This is a genomic window from Pseudomonas sp. H3_A02 (assembly GCF_054671965.1).
In genome coordinates, this window is record NZ_CP162807.1 from 4,507,629 (window position 1) to 4,526,450 (window position 18,822).

The window sequence follows — 18,822 nt, forward strand, 5'->3', positions numbered from 1 at the left end:
GCCGTGCAAAAACGCCAGAGGAGTCCGAAGCAAAAGTCAGGTGGGGTAAAGCAATGACACACATCAACATGGCCACGATCGACCTGAACCTTCTCAGGACTTTTGTGACTATTTGGGAACACCGCAGCCTGACGATCGCCGCCGACCGCCTGCACCTCAGCCAGCCAGCCGTCAGTCATGCACTGCGCCGTCTACGTGATGTTTTTGACGACCCGTTGTTCGTACGAACCGCGACGTCGATGGAGCCGACTGACGCAGCTATTCGCCTGCATGGTCCAGTCGAACACGCGCTGACGATCATCCACAGTGCATTAATGATGTATTCAAACTTCGAACCGAAAACAGCGGATCGCACCTTTCGCATCTCGATGTCGGATATGTCGCAGCTTTATGTGCTGCCGACGGTGATGGAAGTGTTAGCGCGCGAGGCACCGAATGTACGCCTGGATGTGCTCCAAATGCCTATAGAGCAATTGGCCATGGCATTGCGCAAAGGTGATATAGATATTGCCGTGGGCTATCTGGTGGAGCCCGGCGAAGAGTGCATCTACGAAAGCTTGCTAGACGACGAGTTCATTTGCCTATTGCGCAAAGACCATCCCTTTCGTGAAGATGAATTGAATGTCCAGGACATACGCGCCCTGCGCTATGTTGACGTTTCGAGCAACATTACCGGCCATGGTCTGACCGCCGATGCAGCATTCGGTAAGGCCGGCATTCCGCGCGAAATCGCTCTGAAGGTACCCAACTTCACGATTGCCCCGAAAATCGTTGCCAACACAGACCTGGCATTGATTCTGCCACGCGCTATTGCGATGCAGCTTAACCGCGACCAACGCTACCGGCTGTTCAGCCTGCCTATCGAATTGCCATCAATCTCCGTGGGCCTGTACTACCACAGCCGGTTCCTATCGGACGTCGGTATCACCTGGCTGCGGGGGCTATTGATCAGTCTGTTTGCCTCCGACACCACTGGGATTCATAGCGAATGATCCGTACGGCCGTTACGCATGACACCACATCGCATCGGTAAGCTTAAACACCCTTACTCGATTCCCTGTTCAGCAGTTGAAACGAAAGCCCAATTGAACCGCGGGGACCTGAGCCACTCGAAATACAAGTTTTTGCAGCATTCGATTAGGTCCCCCATCAGCAGTGGATGACCCATTGATTTAGGACGCCGAAGTGGCCAGGTCGACGGCTGCAACCCGCCCCAAACGGTGAAAGTTGCGACTAAAATAAATCAGGCTCTCACCATCTTCACGCACCTGAATGTGGTTGATTTCGACAAATAACACCGAGTGCGATCCGACTTCCTTGACATCCACTATGGTCCCTTCAAGGCTTGCCAACGCGTCGTTCAACACGGGTAGGCCCGAGGAACCGGTTCGCCAGTCCTGGTCGGAAAAACGTTTCGCAGGCGGTAGGTCGGTCATGCCAGCAAACTGTCGTGCAACCCCCTCCAGTTGACCGGTCAGAATATTTACGCACAACGCTTTGTTGCCAAGCACCGCCTCATGAATGGAACTGTTGCGGTTGATGCAAACCAGCAACGTGGGAGGCGTATCAGTGACCGAACACACTGCACTGGCAGTTAACCCGAAGCGACCATGGGAGCCGTCGGTAGTAATGACATTTACCGCAGCCGACAACAATGAAAGCGCTTGCCGAAAGTCTTGTTTAGATTGATCGCTTACCATAATCGCTCACCTGAAATAATTAACGTGGTAATGAATGGTGAGACGTCTCACTTGAACGGTCAAATGCGCGTTAGTTATACGAACTATTGATTACAAGAATAGCCATATTTGAAATGCGAAACCGCTTTTTGATAAGCATGGCAAGGCGGTGAATTCCCGCAGATTATTATGATTATTCATATTTCGAATTTGAGTTATCCATGCCCCCCATTCATGCTGGGCGTGTTTACACTCAACCCGGCAGGGACTTATATGAACAGCCAAAACCATTTCGATGTACGCGGCGCAGGCGAACACACGCCCATTAATATCAAGGCGATAACCCTGGATGATGTGATTGCGGAGATTGTCGAGCGCCGTAGCGAGTTTAATCAACTTTCCCATGTCCCGCTGGACATGATCGAAAAAATGAAAACCGTCGGCATCTTCCGCGCCAGTACCCCCAAGTGTTTTGGTGGCGATGCGCTGGCTCCAGGCGAGTTCCTGCGCATTGTAGAGCGGATTTCCGAGGCCGACGGTTCGGTCGGCTGGGTGACCGCGTTCGGCTCAGCCAACATCTACTTGGCGTCGCTCCCCCCGGCGACCCAGGATTTGATTTATGCCAACGGGCCAGACCAAGTCTATGCTGGAGGCCTTTACCCTCTACAACCGGCCAAAGAGATTGAAAATGGCTGGGAAGTCAGCGGTCACTGGCGGTTTGCCAGTGGGTGTAAAGGGGCCGACTGGATTGGCGTTGGCATCGGTGGCACACCGGCCAACGGGGGTGGAGCGGCAGCTGGCAAACCGCTCACCGCAGTGTTCCCCGCAGGCGAAGTGCAGATCGTCGATAACTGGAATGTTGTCGGGATGCAAGGCACGGGTAGCCACGACCTCAAATTGCATAAAAAGACCGTCGGACGCGAGTGGACATTCGTGCGTGGTAGCGCTTCCACCATTGACGAACCCCTCTATCGTTACCCATCCGTGTCCTACCAAGCGCAGGTCCACGCCGCCGTTAACCTTGGGCTGGCACGCGCAGCACTGGACATGGTGATCGCAATGTCGGGCAGCACCAAGACTGTCACCGGTGCCCCACGCTTGGGTGATCGTGCTTATTACCGCAGCGAACTGGGAAAGGCAGAGGCGATGCTGCGCAGTGCACAGGCTTTTTTCTACGAAACGGCCGACGCTGTATGGGCATCGCTTTTGGCCGGTAATCCGGTAACCCTGCATCAGGCAAACTTATTGCGCCTCAGCGCCACCCATGCCGCTCATACCTGCGCAGAGGTCGTCATGAAGGCTTATCGGCTGGCTGGGACCGCGGCGATTTTCAAGGAGAATCGTCTGCAATGGATCGTACGCGACTCCATGGTGGTGACACAGCATGCTTTCCTCGGCGAGTCGACTTATGACGGCGCTGGCGCGCTGTTCGCCGGCATCGAGCCGACCATGCCCTACCCGTGAGCGCCAATCTGCACAGCTGCTTCTACCAAGCAGCTTCAGCGCTCCAAACTGATTCCGTACGAGAAGTACATAACGTTTGTCAGCGAATGCTTACCCGAATGAACGAAGATCGCATCCCGGCTGCTTGGGTTGCAGATGCTCGTAATCGAGTTGCCTCGAACCAACGTCATTCCTGTAAGAAAGTCGGGGAGTGAGCGTTATCGCTTTTAATTCACGTCACGCAGCTTTTTTCGCTCAAGTGCGCCATCAGGTGAACGATAAAAGTTTATGCGCTGGAACATCCGCCGCTGTTTGCGTGGAGCACATTCCATGCCTTGGGAAAAAACATGTCATTACGAAACATGAATATCGCACCGCGCGCATTTCTCGGGTTTTCACTGATTGGCGCGCTCATGCTGATTCTCGGCCTTTTCGCCCTGTCGCAGATGAGCAAGATACGTGCAGCGGGCGATGACGTCGCGCAAAATGGCGTCCCTAGCTTCCAAAGCCTGAATGCCCTCACGGTGGCGGCCGTCCGCCTGCGGGTGCTGTCGTATCGCCTGTTGACTGATCGCGAATCAACTGCCCAGAACAGGACCATCGAATTATTTGCGGAACAAAACCAACAGCTCAACACGTCCCAGGCAACCTACGCCAAACTGATTTCATCCCCCAAAGAACAGTCCGACTACGATGACTATCTGCGGCTGCTGGCTGAATATCGGAGGATCGAGACGCGCCTTGTCAGCCTAAGCCGGGCCGGCAATCTGGAGGAACTGGCCCGCCTGCTGAACACCGAGGCTGCAGCCAACGCCGAACAGATGAACGTGGCGCTGGGCAAGCTTACTGACTTCAATAACGCCCAGTTGGCGATCATCAATCAATCCGCTGCCGACGAGTATAGATTGGCCTTCAATCTGGTTGTCGGCCTCCTCATTATCGCCTCTGTACTGACCGTGTTGTTTGCCTGGCTGCTGACCAAGAGCATCACCCGCCCCATAGCTTTGGCACTTGAAGCGGCTGAAACCATCGCCGAAGGTAATCTGACACGCCCGATCAAGGTCGATGGCACGGACGAAGCGGGTCGGTTGCTGCTCGCCATGCAAAAAATGCAAGAGAAACTGCGCGATACTTTGATGCGTATTTCTGGGTCCGCAACACAGCTGGCTTCGGCTGCCGAGGAGTTGAACGCAGTCACCGATGAAAGCGCCCGTGGTCTGGCGCAGCAGGACAACGAAATAGAGCAAGCCGCGACTGCAGTCAACGAAATGACCAGCGCCGTCGAAGAAGTGGCGCGTAACGCAGTGAGCACTTCCGAGGCGTCAAAAAACGCGACGGCGTCGGCAGCCGATGGCCGGGATCTGGTTCAGGAAACCGTCAACGCTATCGACCGCATGAGCAGCGATGTGCAAAGCACGGCTGATCTGATCGGCGATCTTGCGGAAGAGTCCCGCGACATCGGCAAGGTTCTGGACGTGATTCGCGGCTTGGCGGATCAGACCAACCTGCTTGCGCTGAACGCAGCCATCGAAGCGGCCCGTGCCGGTGAAGCAGGTCGCGGCTTTGCGGTTGTTGCCGATGAAGTGCGCGCTTTGGCCCATCGCACCCAACAGTCCACCAGCGAAATTGAACGCATGGTTGGCAGTATTCAAGGTGGCACCGAAAAAGCGGTCGGTTCAATGCGTAACAGCACTGACCGTGCTGAATCCACCCTGAACATCGCGAAAGGCGCAGGCCTGGCGCTGGAAACCATCAACTCTGCTGTAGTCCAGATCAACGAACGTAACTTGGTCATCGCCGCCGCCGCAGAAGAACAGGCTGCAGTCGCCCGTGAAGTGGACCGCAACCTAATCAACATCCGCGACCTGTCGGCGCAATCCTCTAACGGCGCCGCACAGACCAGCGCCGCCAGCGGCGAGTTGACCCGCTTGGCGGTTGACCTGAACAGCATGGTTTCGAGGTTTAGTTTGTAAGAGAAATCGGAGTCCATCTGTTGGAGCGAGGCTTGTCCGCGAGAGCGATGAGGAGGTATGCCTGATATAGCAAAGCGCCTGTTTCGCAGGCAAGCCAAACCTCGCTCTCACAGGGTTCAATTTTAAACTTGTGAGAGCGGCGTTAAACTGGACGCCAGTTGCAGCTTTATGCCGTATTTCTCTCGGTAAATATCGACGGGTGGTTGTGGTTTTCTTCCATCCGCGCCCTAGGGAAGGTCTGAAGTAATCAGCGATTTTTGATGCCCTCGTTGGCAGAGGTTCAAAAAACGCTGGCTAATCAGAAATCAGACCTCTCCTATTATCAGCTCATCGTTTCACCCTTAAGCGACGCCTCTTCAAGGCGCTTTTCCCTCGTTGCAGACACACCTGTCACACAAACAGAAGCCGTTTTCGCATCATCCATAGGTTCGACAGGGCAATAGCGTGGCCTGCTGCGCGGTGTTTTTCATCAGGCCGCGAAAATGCACTTTCGTGTAGCCAAACTGACACTTGATTACCCGAAACAGGTGTTCGACTTTGACGCGTACCTGGGTCTTGGCGTATTCGATCTTGCGCCGCATACGACCGATCAAACTCTTTTTCCCGCGATTTTTTTTAGCTGCTGGGCCGCGCCTTAATCGACTAGATCATCTTGCAATTTGATGCTCGCGACTCTTGTCCACGCCGGGGTAACCGGCATCTCCAGACACGTACGATTCCTCGCCATGCAGCAATTGATAGACCTGCGTCACGTGCCTCACATTGGCCGCCGTGCCCACCAGGCTATGCACCAAACCCCGACTCGATTTCTCCAAGAAAAATTACGACTAATTCACCCGTACTGATGTCGATAGCTTGTATTTTACTCGAAGACAAGGCGACTACAATTTCCAGCTGCCTATTACTAGCGAATATGAGGGAACCCTTTTTTATGCTTATTTGTAGCAGGGGTTCGCCCCACGACAAAATATGCAAAATTCAGCTGAAAAGATAGTTATAGGTGCGGAATTATCAAGAAAGCCAGCAGCACGATAAATCTTTATTTTTAATTTCTTGCCTTTTTAAGGACATAGCAGTTCTACCGATTTCGTAAATCTCGACATGTGCAGGCTTCTCCGCTGTGCAAGCTGCCCGAGATTCGGGGTTTCAAATTCTGTCAGTTCATATCGCCTCGTTTCCTGAGCCGCTGCGGCAACGGCGATACTTTCTCCGTCTGCCTCCCATTTTCATAGGCCCAACCCTAGGCTTCTCAATTGGCAAAAGTCTCCTGAAACACTAGCGTGTTACCCGCACCGGCAAACGGGACATTTGAGGTATGACTAAGGACAAAATTCACGAACAGATGAAACAGCTCGGATTGGCTGGAAATGCCGAGCTTGAAATACAGGTGCTTGCGATGGTTTTTTACCGTGCCCTCCGCGATACCAAGGTGCAGTGAAATCGAAAGGCTGGAGTGTCCACGCAGGATCATGCTGACGATCAATTGTTCACGGGGGGTTAGTTGATCAGCGGCGAATCGCGAAAAAGCGTTATTCAGGTGCTCTTTCAAGGCTGATGCACTGTCGTCGTGATGAGCGCAAATGCCTTGATAGTGGCGTTGCAGCAATACATCGACCATCGCACGGCAACTCTGTAAACCTTCGAACTGCAAAGCGGAAAACGTTGGAGAAGCGTTCTGTCGCATCAGTGAATAAGCAAGGTGGCCGATGCCCGGCAACGCAGAAATAAATACAATTTCTTCAGCTAATGTGCCCGACTGCATGGAAATACAGGGATGCACATCGGGGGAATTGAAGTAATCACCCTCGAAGAAAGCGTCAGGGGCCAATTCGCTCATGCGATAAAGTCCGGTCGCCTGACCGTGAGCGCAGGCGGTATAAACCGGGTCCAGCAAATACGTACCGTTAAGATAGCTGTGCATCGCCCCCGGTTCGCAAATACCTTGCAGATTGTTGTGCAGTAACACCGGTGAGCCATCCGTTGGGTAAAACAGCACGCAGCTCTGGTCGAAATTCACAACGGCCCACAAAGCCTCATCCAACTGTCGGGCAAAGCCATCACACTGCAGCAATGCGACCAAACCGGGCGTCGCGCAGTGCCATGCGTCAAGGACGGGTGCGGCATCCATGCCACATCTGCCATCCGGAACTGAAATTGCCATGCCATCCCCTTGTCTTTATCCAGTGCGCCCAACCAGCGAGCGCACCCTTAACCCAGCGATAAAGAGCAAGCATATTTCTTGCCACGATTGGTTTAAACCGCTGAAAAACCATTGTCCACAAACAGCTGCGCTCCACTGACAAATGAGGCATCGTCGCTGGCTAAAAACAACGCGGCACGTGCGACCTCCTCCGGCTCGCAAAGCCGCCCTTGCTGCAACTTGATTGCCGCTTCACTGGCATCCACTCCCATCAGTTGCAGATCGCGCAGTTCCCGCTCGCCGTGAGGGGTACGGATAAAACCCGGGGCGACTGCGTTGCAGCGGATACCACGATCACGAAACTCGACGGCAATGGCTCGCGCGAACATCTGGCATGCGCCCTTGCTGGCGTTGTATACGACCTCGCCTGGGGTCGCATACTGCGCGGAGATCGACGAAGTGCACACGATACTGCCCGAGCCTTTGGCGAGCATATGTGGAAGCACCGCCTGAGTGACCAGGTACATGCTCTTGACGTTCACGGCCATAAGCCAGTCCCACTCATGCTCCTGCACGTCCAGAAAAGGTTTCACGATCAAGGTGCCGGCGTGGTTGAAAAGCACGTCCGCCGGGCCAAATTCTGCCAGCCCTCGGGCGATAGCTTCACGAACCTGAACGGCTTGCGAGACATCGGCGCCTAGCCCCAGTGCTTGGCCACCATCGGCAATGATTTGCGACGCCAAGTTGACGGCGGCATCCTCATTCAAGTCGATAATGATTACCTTGGCCCCTTCAACCGCGAACAACCGGCTTGCGGCAGCGCCGCATCCACCGGCGCCGCCGGTGATAATGGCCACTTTTCCGGCCAGACGGCCCTTGCCTTTGGATCGTTCAACATTAGTCATTTTGCGGATTTCCTTCACGACCGCCACTTACGGCGAATGCTTCTTCAGGTGACAACACCAGGCGATGACGACGATAGAAAGCGAAATAGGCAATCCCGATCAGGTACCAGCAAGCAGCTGCGAGGGCCGCCCATTTATAGAGAGGATCGAGAAACTGATAAATCAGTGTCGCGACTGCAATGATGATCACCGCGACTGCTCCGAATATTCCGTAAGGACTGCGATAAGGCCGATGCAAATTAGCGAAGGAGCGCTTCAAGCGAATGTAAGCGAGGCTTTGCAAGATGTAGGAAATCATTCCGGCGAACACAATCATGCTCACCAGAATTCCGCCCATCAGTGCGTTGTTATCCTTGCCGAAAGTAAACCAGCAGAGCATCAGGATACCCAGGGCAGCCAGCGCCCCGGTGGCCAGTGCAATATTCGGCGTATTGCGGGTCGGGTGCGTAACCGATAGCCCGGTTGGCAAGTAACCGGCACGCGACAGCGAATAGATATTGCGTCCTGCGGCAAAGCTGCCCGCCAGGAACGACGCCGCCAGACCCAGCACGGCCACTGCTGACAACAGCTTGCTTGCGGTGTGCCCGAAAATCTCCCGGAAGCCATCGAGTAGCGGCTCCGAGGACGTACTCATGAAGAAGCTGCCGCCGCCGATCGATGCACTGAAAAACAACACACCCAATGCCAATACCGCAAGAATCACGGTGCCCCAAACCAATGCCAGCGGCAAATGCCGGGTCGGGTTATGCGATTCCTCGGCAGTCAACGGCAATTGTTCAATGGCCAGAAACATGTAGACGGCAAACGGCAATGCCAGCATGACGCCGGTCAGTCCGAACGGCAGCCACGGCCCGTTACCGCCCTGCACTTCAACTGGTTTGCCTGCGGCGTCAGCTGCAAGGTTCAGGGCATTACCGGTGAAATCCATATGCGGGTAAGCCGCAATAAAGAACACCACCAACACCGACACCGCCGCGATGGTAATGAGCACGACCGCGCGCATCGAAACCCCTAGACCCCGATTCGAAAGCAGCAGCATGCAGGCATAACCGACGACCCACCAGACAGGTTGCCATTCGGGGCCAGTACCGAAAATTGCAGTCAGGTAGGCCCCCATGAAAAACATGTTCCCCGCAGGGGCCAGGATGAATTCGATGTTCTCCGCAAGGCCTGTACTGAATCCTCCCCATGGGCCCATTGTCGTACGCGCAAAAGAATAGGCGCCGCCGGTATGCGGCAGCGCAGCCGCCATTTCACCGATCGACGAGCAAAGAAACAGATACATGACGGCAATGATCAACAAGGCCAGAAACATGCCACCGAAGCCTTGGGCCAAGCCAAGGTTCCAACCGGAATACTGACCCGCCACCACCGCACCGACGCCAAGAATAAGCAGAGTGAAGAACCCTGCGTGACGCTGCAGGCGACGTTGTTCAAAGTAACCGTTTTCTACGGTTTGGTAACTGATCCCTGATGGGTTAACTGCCGCCGTCGCCGCCGTCGGCGCTTTTGTTGTCGTTCTGTCCACGCGGTGATCCTCCGATATCTCGTTCAGGGCAAACTCCCCGACCGTCATCTTCGAATGCACCGTGCAAGCTGCCTATGTCTCCAAGGGGACATGTCGACGCAGCGTTCTCATCCCCCCTGTCAGATCCTGTAATAAATCGCCTCGTATGAAGTATTGGAAACCGTTGTAGGATTTCTTTCCCAACTATTTCCAGGTCTGTATGAACACCCTCCAGGAACCTCCCAGTCGCCTTTCCAAGAACCGTTTTCTCTCTTGCGCCCCTGCGGTCTGCATACGCGTGTTGCAGCCCCCTTCCCTCGCATTGATCGTCCGAGGGAACGAATAAGCCATGGAATGGATCGTTGACCCCACGGCCTGGTTGGGCCTGCTGACCTTGATCGTGCTGGAGCTGGTGCTCGGCATCGATAACCTTGTATTCATCGCCATCCTGGCCGACAAACTTCCGCCCGAACAGCGCGACCGTGCCCGTATCATCGGCCTGTCCCTGGCATTGCTGATGCGCCTTGGCCTCCTCGCCAGCATCTCCTGGATGGTGACGTTGACCAACCCGCTCTTCGAGGTCTTCGACAAGACATTCTCGGGCCGGGACTTGATCATGCTGTTCGGTGGTGTGTTCCTGTTGTTCAAGGCAACCATGGAGTTGCATGAGCGACTCGAGGGCCACGTGGCGCAGCGTTCCGGCAATGCCGCCTATGCGATGTTCTGGCCGATCGTTGCGCAGATTGTGGTACTGGACGCGGTCTTTTCCCTGGATGCGGTGATCACGGCCGTGGGTATGGTGGAGCACCTGTCGGTCATGATGATCGCGGTGATGTTCTCCATCGGTTTGATGATGATTGCGAGCAAGCCGCTGACAAAATTCGTCAACGGCCACCCTACCGTGATCATGCTGTGCCTGGGCTTCCTGATGATGATCGGCTTCAGCCTCACGGCTGAAGGCCTGGGTTTCCACATTCCAAAAGGCTACTTGTACGCCGCGATTGGTTTCTCGATCCTGATTGAACTGTTCAACCAACTGGCGCGCTCCCGTCGCAAGAAAAGCCTGCAAGGTCTACGGCCGATGCGTGAGCGTACCGCCCATGCGGTGTTGCGCCTGCTGGGCGGCCAAAAGCTGGGGGCCGATGAAGTCGGCGAGGAAATCGCCGACATGCTGGAAGGCGACGAACCGGAGCAGGTTTTCCATCGGCGCGAACGGGTTATGATCAGTGGCGTGCTGCAATTGGCCGAGCGCCCGATACGCAGCGTGATGACGCCTCGTGCGCAAATTGACCACCTCGACTTGGCCAATACAACGGAAGAAATCCGTACGGCGCTGATGCACTCATCCTACTCACGCTTGCCGTTGATTCGGGAAGGACGCGTGGATGAGCCGCTAGGCTTTGTCCATAAGAAAGAACTGCTCAAGGAAATACTGGCGGGCAATCAGCCGAATCTGGAAGTCATGGCGCGCAAAGCCATCAACCTGCTCGACAGCTTCACGATCCTCAATGCACTGGAGCAAATGCGTAAGGAGTCGACCCACATCGCGTTCGTGGTGAACGAGTTCGGTGACTTCGTCGGCCTCCTCACCATGACTGACATCCTGGAATCCATTGCCGGTGAACTGCCGGATGCCAGTGAAATCGAAGGCCCGAATATTGTCGCTCAGGATGGAAGTTTCCTCGTCAGCGGTGCCCTGAACCTCAGTCAGGTCCGCGAGCACATTGGCTTCCAGGCGAAAGCGACAGAGAATTACCAGACGCTTGCCGGGTTGGTGATGAGCCTGCTGGATCGTTTGCCGATCATTGGCGACACGCTCAGTTGCCAAGGGTGGAGCATGACCGTGATGGAGGTTGAAGAGCGTCGGGTGACCAGGGTGCTGTTGCGTCAGGAATAAGCACGGAACGAGGCCGCAGATGCGGCCTTGTTTATTCTCGCCTCGCCTGCCCCAGCGTTTCGTTTACTGTGTCTTGATGAACTCCAGCATCATTTCATTACCGTCGAGAATGTCCGTACAGATCGCTTGCCTCGCTGCGGTGCCGTCGCGATTCTTCAAGGCCGTTAAAACTTCCCAATGGTGCTCGATCGCCATTTGCTCGGAGAAATGGTCATAAGCCAACGCCAGAAGCGGTCCGGTGCGCATCCATAAGCTGTCCAGGAAGCCCCTCAACAGCGGCATTTGGGCAATGTCTGCAAAAAAGAAGTGAAAGGTCTGATTGAGTTTCAAGGCTTCAGTCATGTCTTTACGGTGAATGGCCTCAAGGTTCGCCTTGATGTTGGATTCGATACGCTCCAAGTCCTCTTCGGTAACCATCGAAGCCGCCGTCTCCGCCGCCAACCCCTCCAACGCCAGACGCACAGCGCGAATTTCCAGAAACTGCTGGCTGGTCAAGATAGGCACCCGGATGTCCTTGGGCGTCTTCATGACAAGTGCCTGCTCTTTCGCAAGTTGAAGAATGGCATCGCGCACCGGCGTCACGCTGGTACCCAGCTGCATGGCCAGGTCACGAATGCGGAGCTTGTCATCGGGTTTAAGCTTGCCCGTGACCAAGGCTTCCCGTAGCGATGAATAGACGCTGGTGCCGAGATACGCGTGTTTTATTTCGCCGATTGGGTAGCTCATTTCAGATCCTAATGGTGGGGCTCTTTTGGCGGGAAGCAACGGCCCGACAGCATGAAATGCATGATCGCGGTTTTATGACGAAAAAACCAGCTACACAACATGATGCATCATGCATTATGCTTCATCTTGCAGTCCCATAAAAACCAGCGAGATCATCATGACCACGACACGTTCCTCTCTAGCCGATAAAGACATGCGTCACCAACTGCACCCTTACACCAACGCCCGGGCTCACGAAGAACTGGGGCCTTTGGTGATCGATCGAGGGGACGGCGTGTTCGTCATCGATGAAAACGGCAAACCCTATATCGAAGCCATGGCCGGGTTATGGAGCGCGGCATTGGGATTCAGCAATAAACGGCTGGTGGCGGCGGCTGAAAAGCAGATGTCGACCCTGCCCTTCTATCACCTGTTTGGCCACAAGGCGCACGCCCCCAGCATCGAGCTGGCAGAGAAACTGATCAATATGGCACCGGTGCCGATGAGCAAGGTGTTCTTCACCAACTCCGGCTCCGAAGCCAACGACACCGTGATCAAGCTGGTGTGGTATCTCAATAATGCCCAGGGCAAGCCCGCCCGTAAGAAAATCATCAGCCGTATTGGCGGGTATCACGGTATTACGCTTGCCAGTGCCAGTCTCACCGGTCTGCTCGCAAACCAGCGCGGCTTCGATGTTCCGCTGCCAGGTTTTCTGCATGTGGGTTGCCCGCACCACTATCGCCATGCGCTGCCCCATGAAACCGAAGAACAATTTGCCGATCGCCTGGCCGCTGAACTCGACGCGTTGATCGTGAAGGAAGGCCCGGAAACCATCGCTGCTTTCGTCGGAGAACCCTTGATGGGCGCCGGCGGCGTGATTGTGCCGCCACGTACCTACTGGGAAAAAATCCAGCGAGTGTGCCGCAAGCACGACATCCTGGTGGTGGCGGACGAGGTGATTTGTGGTTTTGGTCGTACCGGGAAGATGTTCGGCAGCCAGACCTTCGGCATCGAGCCGGACATCATGATCCTGTCCAAACAACTGTCTTCGTCCTACCAGCCCATCTCCGCCATCCTGATCAATGACCGGGTGTACCAGGGCATCGCCGACCAGACCAAGTCCTTCGGCGCATTGGGTCACGGTTTTACCGGCGGCGGCCACCCGGTTGCAGCAGCGGTAGCCTTGGAGAACCTGAAGATCATCGACGAGGAAAACCTGGTCGTGCATGCCGCGCACATGGGCGAACTGTTGCGTCGCGGGCTCCAGGGCTTCAGCGATCATCCGCTGGTGGGTGAAGTGCGTGGCGCAGGCCTGATTGCAGCCGTCGAGCTGGTTGCCGATCGCGCCACCAAGGCCCCTCTGGACGCGCCAGGGACGCTGGGGCGCTTCCTCGCTGGCCGTGCTCAGGAGCATGGCATGATCACCCGCAACATGGGTGACGCCATCGCGTTTTGCCCGCCGCTGATCATCAATGAAGATGAAGTGCAGTCCATCGTGGACAGGTTCGGCATGGCGCTGGACGACACCAGCAAGTGGGTCAATGGTTAAGTGAATGTCAGTAAAAAGGCCTGGTGTGAACCAGGCCTTTTTTTATCGCTTGTTGTTTGAGCCGCCGTTGCGTCAGCTCAACTCAGCCAGGAACTCAGGCACCACCTCGAACAAGTCCGCTACCAGGCCGTAGTCGGCCACCTGGAAGATCGGCGCCTCTTCATCCTTGTTGATCGCCACGATCACCTTGGAGTCTTTCATGCCAGCCAAGTGCTGGATCGCGCCGGAGATACCGACGGCGATGTACAGCTGTGGCGCAACGATCTTGCCGGTCTGGCCGACCTGCATGTCGTTGGGCACGAAACCGGCGTCGACCGCGGCGCGGGAAGCACCGACGGCGGCGCCCAGCTTGTCGGCCAGGGCGTAGAGGTGCTTGAAGTTGTCACCGTTCTGCATGCCACGACCGCCGGAAACGACGATCTTGGCCGCGGTCAGTTCAGGACGGTCGGACTTGGCCAATTCTTCGTTGACGAAGCTGGAGATGCCGGCGTCATGAGCAGCAGCGACTGCTTCAACGGCAGCCGAACCACCTTCGGCGGCAACCGGGTCGAAACCGGTGGCACGCACGGTGATGACCTTGACCGCAGCGTTCGATTGCACGGTGGCAATGGCGTTACCGGCGTAGATCGGGCGCTTGAAGGTGTCGGCGCTTTCGACCGAGATGATTTCGGAGATCTGGTCGACGTCCAGTGCGGCGGCCACGCGCGGCAGGATGTTCTTGCCGTTGGAGGTGGCGGCAGCCAGGATGTGGCTGTAACCCTTGCCCAGCTCGGCGACCAGCGGAGCAACGTTTTCCGGCAACTGATGCGCGTAGGCGGCGTTGTCGGCCGACAGCACTTTTGCCACGCCAGCGATTTTCGCAGCGGCTTCGGCAACGGCGCCAGCGCCCTGCCCGGCTACCAGGACGTGGACATCACCACCGATTTTGGCAGCGGCTGCAACGGTGTTCAGCGTGGCCGGAGCCAGCGCTTTGCTATCGTGTTCGGCGATTACCAAGATAGTCATAGTCAGATTACCTTCGCTTCGTTTTTCAGTTTCTCGACCAGTTCAGCCACCGACTTGACCTTGATGCCCGCGCTGCGTGCAGCCGGCGCTTCGACTTTGACGGTCTTGTTGGTGGAGGCGGTGGAAACGCCCAAAGCGTCCGGAGTCAGCACTTCAAGCGGCTTCTTCTTGGCTTTCATGATGTTTGGCAGGGACGCGTAGCGCGGCTCGTTCAAACGCAGGTCGGTGGTGACGATGGCCGGCAGTTTCAGGGAAACGGTCTGCGCGCCGCCGTCGATTTCGCGGGTCACGGCAACGCTGTCGCCGGACACTTCGACTTTCGACGCGAAGGTGCCCTGACCGTAGCCGCTCAATGCCGCGAGCATCTGGCCGGTCTGGTTGTTGTCGCTGTCGATGGCCTGCTTGCCGAGGATCACCAGCTGTGGCTGTTCCTTGTCGACTACGGCCTTGAGCAGCTTGGCCACGGCCAGGGAAGTCAGGTCTTCGGCGGATTCGACGAGGATGGCGCGATCGGCACCCAGTGCCAGCGCGGTGCGCAGTTGTTCCTGGGCGGTGGTCGGGCCGATGGAGACGACGACGATTTCCGTTGCCACGCCCCCCTCTTTTATAGAGAGCTCTTTCAGGCGTACGGCTTCTTCCACGGCGATTTCGCAGAAGGGGTTCATCGACATCTTGACGTTGGCGAGGTCGACGCCGGAGTTGTCCGCCTTGACGCGAACCTTGACGTTATAGTCGACCACTCGCTTTATAGAGACTAGGACCTTCATCAATTACCTCAGTAAGCACAACAGGGTTGTGGAAATGACAGGTCAAACAGCACTGCTGCCGCGGAGCTTTTCGTTGCGCCGGCGCAACCATTCCATCAACAGTAAAAGCACGGCAGAGGCACCGATCATCAACGTGGCTGCAGCCGCGATGGTGGGATTGAGGTTCTCGCGAATGCCGCCAAACATCTGCATCGGCAACGTTCGTTGTGCGGGGCTGGCCAGGAATAACGTCACGACCACCTCGTCAAAAGAAGTCGCGAAGGCGAACAAGGCACCGCTGATGACCCCAGGTGCAATCAAGGGCAGCATCACCTTGCGAAAGGCCATGAGAGGCGGCGCTCCCAAACTGGCGGCTGCACGAGAGTAATTGCGGTCATAGCCCTGCAGCGTCGCCGCCACCGTAATTACAACAAACGGCACCCCCAGCGCCGCGTGAGCCAGTACCAAACCCAGGTAGCTATTGAGCAGATTCAACTGGGCAAAAAAGAAGTACAACGCCACGGCAATGATCACCACGGGCGCAATCATTGGCGAAATCAATACCGCCATGATCAGGCCCTTGCCGCGAAATTCGCCCCGAGCAAGCCCCACCGCCGCCAAGGTGCCGAGCACAGTCGCCAGCAACGTCGCGGCCGGAGCGATCACCAAACTGTTGCGCAACGCCCGCATCCACTCCTGGGAACCAAGAAACTCCTGATACCAGCGCAGAGAGAATCCGCTCAGCGGATAACTGAGGAACGAACCTTCGTTGAAGGACAGCGGCACGATCACCAGGATGGGGACAACCAGAAAAATCAGCAGGCTGAGGCTGAAAAAACTGAAGACCGGCGACCATAAGCGCTCAATCAATGTGGAATGATGATTCATCGAACACCTCATGCGCACTGGGCAGGGTTGGCTGGGCGAGTGATGCGCGAATACACCCAATAAAGCAGCAGGACGATAATCAGCAGCTGACTGCCCAGCGCCGCGGCCATCCCCCAGTTGATGGTGGTATTGGTATAGAACGCGACAAAATAACTGAGCATCTGGTCACCGGGTCCCCCCAGCAATGCCGGCGTGATGTAGTAACCGATGGCCATAATGAACACCAACAGCGCCCCAGCGGTAACGCCGGCAAATGTCTGCGGCACATAGGTCGACCAGAACGCCCTGAAGGGATGGGCGCCCAGTGAAACCGCAGCGCGGACATAGTTGGGCGAGATGCCTTTCATGACCGCATAAAGCGGCAGGATCACAAAGGGCAACAGTATGTGGGTCATGGAGATGTAGACCCCTACCCTGTTGAACACCAGTTGCAGCGGCTGTTCGATCAACCCGAGGCCGATCAACGAACTGTTGATCAACCCGCCGTTCTGCAGCAATACGATCCAGCCCGCGGTACGCACGAGCAAAGAAGTCCAGAACGGCAGCAACACCATGATCAGCAAAAGATTGGCACGACTGCTCGGTTGTTTGGCCAGCCAATAGGCGACCGGATAGCCGAACAGCACACACAACAGCGTGACCACACTGGCCATCCATAACGTACGTAAAAGCACCGACAGATACAGCGCCTGACCTTTAGGCAGTTCAACGATGCTGCCTGTCTGGACGTCCACCTGACGGTCGAAGGCGGCCAGCACGTAATAGGCGGTGATCGGGCGTCCGGCACGCTGGAGGCTGCGCCAGGTACTGGGCTCTGCCCACATGGTCGATTGAGCAATCATCGCTCGACTGATGGATTCAGCGTCAGGTTCAGGCAACTTGCGCAACGCCATCGAGAACAGCGTCCGATAACGGCCATCCTCATAACCCAGCCGTTTGATCAACCCCGGTATCTGTCCTTGGGCCTTGGCTGTTTGCAGATCTTTCACCAGCGCCGAAAAGACCTTTTCATCGGGCCTGCTCTCCCCGTCCCAATCTTGCAATGCCTGGAGCGTAGTCGGTAGCGCCCTGCTGACTTCAGGGTTGTCCAGGCTCTTCCAAAGTATGTTGCCGATGGGAAAGACAAAGCTGATCAGTAGAAAAATCAGTAAGGGCGCGATCAACAGGATTGAACGCTTACGATAAGTCCGTTCGGCGCGCAGCAACCGCTGTTTGAGCGACGAGGACTTTTCGGTTGAATGATCGATAGCCGTCAGGCTGACTTCTGACATGCTGGTCTCCAGATGTGAGGCTGAACCGGCTTCAGGAAACTGAAGCCGGTGGATACTGATTAGTTCGCCGCCCAGGCGTTGAATCGCTGCTCCAACTCTTCGCCGTGCTCGATCCAGAACTCGGTATCTACGCCGCGGGCGCCCTTGAGATTGGCAGGCGCGGTTGGCAAGTCAGGACGTACCTTGGGATCGATCTGCGCAATGGCCTGCGTATTTGTCGGGCCATAGGGAATGGTTTCAGCGAACACCTTCTGATTCTCGGCACGGTTGGCAAAGGCAATGAACTGCTCAGCCAGCGCCTTGTTCTTCGAGCCTTTGACGATCGCCCAGTTATCCAGGTCGTAGAGACTGCCGTTCCAGACAATCGAGAATGGGTGGCCTTCTTTCTGTGCCGCCGTAACGCGCCCATTGTAGGCCGAGGTCATGACCACATCCCCCGAGACCAGCCATTGCATCGGTTGCGCACCGGCTTCCCACCACTGGATGCTCGACTTGATTTCATCCAGTTTTTTGAACGCGCGGTCAACGCCTTCCGGGGTTTCCAGGACGCTGTACAGCTGTCCCTGGGAAACGCCATCGGCGAGCAAAGCAATTTCAAGGGTGAACTTGGCGCTTTTACGCAGTGCGCGTTTACCCGGGTAGGTTTTCACGTCCCAAAAATCCGCCCAACCCGTCGGTGCCTTGGCCAATTTTTTCGAATCGTAGGCCAACACCGTGGACCAGATAAAAATGCCCGCGCCACACTCGCTGACGGCGGTATCGACGAGCTGCTTTTTATCCCCCAATTTCGACCAGTCCAGGGGTTCGAACAGCCCTTCGCTACAGCCCCGCACCAACTCTGGACTTTCCACTTCAACCACATCCCAGCCCACTTGCCCGGTTTCAACCATGGCCTTGATCTTGGCCATCTCGCCATTGAACTCCCCGGCTTCGATGTCGACGTTGTGGGCCTTGGAGAAAGGTTGATAAAAGGCCTTCTCCTGGGCCTGTTTGTTGAGGCCTCCGAAAGACACCACCGTCAGTTGCTGTGCCTGCACCTGGCTTGCCACGCCAGCCATCAATGCTATTACCGCGATTTTCTTGAACATGGGAACGCTCCTCAGCTGTTTTTTAA

Annotated in this window: 14 protein-coding genes and 3 pseudogenes; 6 read left to right on the forward strand and 11 right to left on the reverse strand. The window is 56.0% G+C overall.

What is annotated here, in order from left to right; all coding sequences use genetic code 11:
- Positions 1 to 53 precede the first annotated feature (53 nt).
- A complete protein-coding gene (locus AB4N80_RS19790) occupies positions 54 to 992 on the forward strand; it encodes a LysR family transcriptional regulator (protein WP_122564754.1) in 939 nt (312 codons plus the stop codon).
- 180 nt (positions 993 to 1,172) lie between these two features.
- Here the strand turns inward: AB4N80_RS19790 and AB4N80_RS19795 are convergent, their stop codons facing one another.
- A complete protein-coding gene (locus tag AB4N80_RS19795; protein WP_122564753.1) occupies positions 1,173 to 1,700 on the reverse strand; it encodes a flavin reductase in 528 nt (175 codons plus the stop codon).
- Between the two features lie 252 nt (positions 1,701 to 1,952).
- On the opposite strand from AB4N80_RS19795, the gene AB4N80_RS19800 reads away from it, so the two are divergent.
- The 3 genes and pseudogenes from AB4N80_RS19800 to AB4N80_RS19810 form a co-directional block, all read left to right on the forward strand.
- Complete coding sequence (locus AB4N80_RS19800; protein WP_122564752.1) at positions 1,953 to 3,143, forward strand: acyl-CoA dehydrogenase family protein; 1,191 nt, start codon at positions 1,953 to 1,955, stop codon at positions 3,141 to 3,143.
- 392 nt (positions 3,144 to 3,535) lie between these two features.
- Positions 3,536 to 3,949: pseudogene (locus tag AB4N80_RS19805) on the forward strand (MCP four helix bundle domain-containing protein); the annotation flags it as partial.
- Positions 3,950 to 4,000: 51 nt separating this feature from the next.
- Positions 4,001 to 5,095, forward strand: a pseudogene (locus tag AB4N80_RS19810) (methyl-accepting chemotaxis protein); the annotation flags it as partial.
- Between the two features lie 390 nt (positions 5,096 to 5,485).
- On the opposite strand, the pseudogene AB4N80_RS19815 reads toward AB4N80_RS19810, so the two are convergent.
- The 4 genes and pseudogenes from AB4N80_RS19815 to AB4N80_RS19830 all read right to left on the reverse strand — a co-directional run.
- Positions 5,486 to 5,892, reverse strand: a pseudogene (locus tag AB4N80_RS19815) (transposase); the annotation flags it as partial.
- A 452-nt stretch (positions 5,893 to 6,344) separates the two neighbouring features.
- Positions 6,345 to 7,256 carry a helix-turn-helix transcriptional regulator gene (locus AB4N80_RS19820; protein WP_460078412.1) on the reverse strand — a complete coding sequence of 304 codons (912 nt, stop codon included), beginning with the start codon at positions 7,254 to 7,256 and terminating at the stop codon, positions 6,345 to 6,347.
- 92 nt (positions 7,257 to 7,348) lie between these two features.
- Complete coding sequence (locus AB4N80_RS19825) at positions 7,349 to 8,140, reverse strand: SDR family NAD(P)-dependent oxidoreductase (protein WP_460078414.1); 792 nt, start codon at positions 8,138 to 8,140, stop codon at positions 7,349 to 7,351.
- A complete protein-coding gene (locus AB4N80_RS19830; RefSeq protein WP_240998391.1) occupies positions 8,133 to 9,716 on the reverse strand; it encodes an amino acid permease in 1,584 nt (527 codons plus the stop codon). Before AB4N80_RS19830 ends, AB4N80_RS19825 begins: the two co-directional genes overlap by 8 nt.
- A 280-nt stretch (positions 9,717 to 9,996) precedes the next feature.
- On the opposite strand from AB4N80_RS19830, the gene AB4N80_RS19835 reads away from it, so the two are divergent.
- Entirely contained in the window at positions 9,997 to 11,544 is a 1,548-nt protein-coding gene (locus AB4N80_RS19835; protein ID WP_354339688.1) for a TerC family protein, read from the forward strand.
- Between the two features lie 63 nt (positions 11,545 to 11,607).
- Here the strand turns inward: AB4N80_RS19835 and AB4N80_RS19840 are convergent, their stop codons facing one another.
- Positions 11,608 to 12,270 carry a GntR family transcriptional regulator gene (locus AB4N80_RS19840; protein ID WP_122564747.1) on the reverse strand — a complete coding sequence of 221 codons (663 nt, stop codon included), beginning with the start codon at positions 12,268 to 12,270 and terminating at the stop codon, positions 11,608 to 11,610.
- A gap of 157 nt (positions 12,271 to 12,427) precedes the next feature.
- Between AB4N80_RS19840 and AB4N80_RS19845 the strand changes: the two genes are divergently transcribed.
- On the forward strand, positions 12,428 to 13,798 hold the full coding sequence (locus AB4N80_RS19845) for an aspartate aminotransferase family protein (protein ID WP_122564746.1): 1,371 nt from the start codon (positions 12,428 to 12,430) through the stop codon (positions 13,796 to 13,798).
- A 72-nt stretch (positions 13,799 to 13,870) separates the two neighbouring features.
- Here AB4N80_RS19845 and AB4N80_RS19850 read toward each other — a convergent pair whose 3' ends face one another.
- Genes AB4N80_RS19850 through AB4N80_RS19870 form a run of 5 tightly spaced genes read right to left on the reverse strand, consistent with a single transcriptional unit; the run spans position 13,871 to position 18,796 of the window.
- On the reverse strand, positions 13,871 to 14,803 hold the full coding sequence (locus AB4N80_RS19850) for an electron transfer flavoprotein subunit alpha/FixB family protein (RefSeq protein WP_460078420.1): 933 nt from the start codon (positions 14,801 to 14,803) through the stop codon (positions 13,871 to 13,873).
- 2 nt (positions 14,804 to 14,805) lie between these two features.
- On the reverse strand, positions 14,806 to 15,570 hold the full coding sequence (locus AB4N80_RS19855) for an electron transfer flavoprotein subunit beta/FixA family protein (RefSeq protein WP_460078422.1): 765 nt from the start codon (positions 15,568 to 15,570) through the stop codon (positions 14,806 to 14,808).
- A gap of 42 nt (positions 15,571 to 15,612) precedes the next feature.
- A complete protein-coding gene (locus AB4N80_RS19860) occupies positions 15,613 to 16,449 on the reverse strand; it encodes an ABC transporter permease (protein ID WP_436278770.1) in 837 nt (278 codons plus the stop codon).
- A complete protein-coding gene (locus tag AB4N80_RS19865) occupies positions 16,446 to 17,708 on the reverse strand; it encodes an ABC transporter permease (protein WP_122568625.1) in 1,263 nt (420 codons plus the stop codon). The genes AB4N80_RS19860 and AB4N80_RS19865 overlap by 4 nt, the downstream gene beginning before the upstream one ends.
- 59 nt (positions 17,709 to 17,767) lie before the next feature.
- A complete protein-coding gene (locus AB4N80_RS19870) occupies positions 17,768 to 18,796 on the reverse strand; it encodes an ABC transporter substrate-binding protein (RefSeq protein WP_122568624.1) in 1,029 nt (342 codons plus the stop codon).
- Between the last annotated feature and the right edge of the window lie 26 nt (positions 18,797 to 18,822).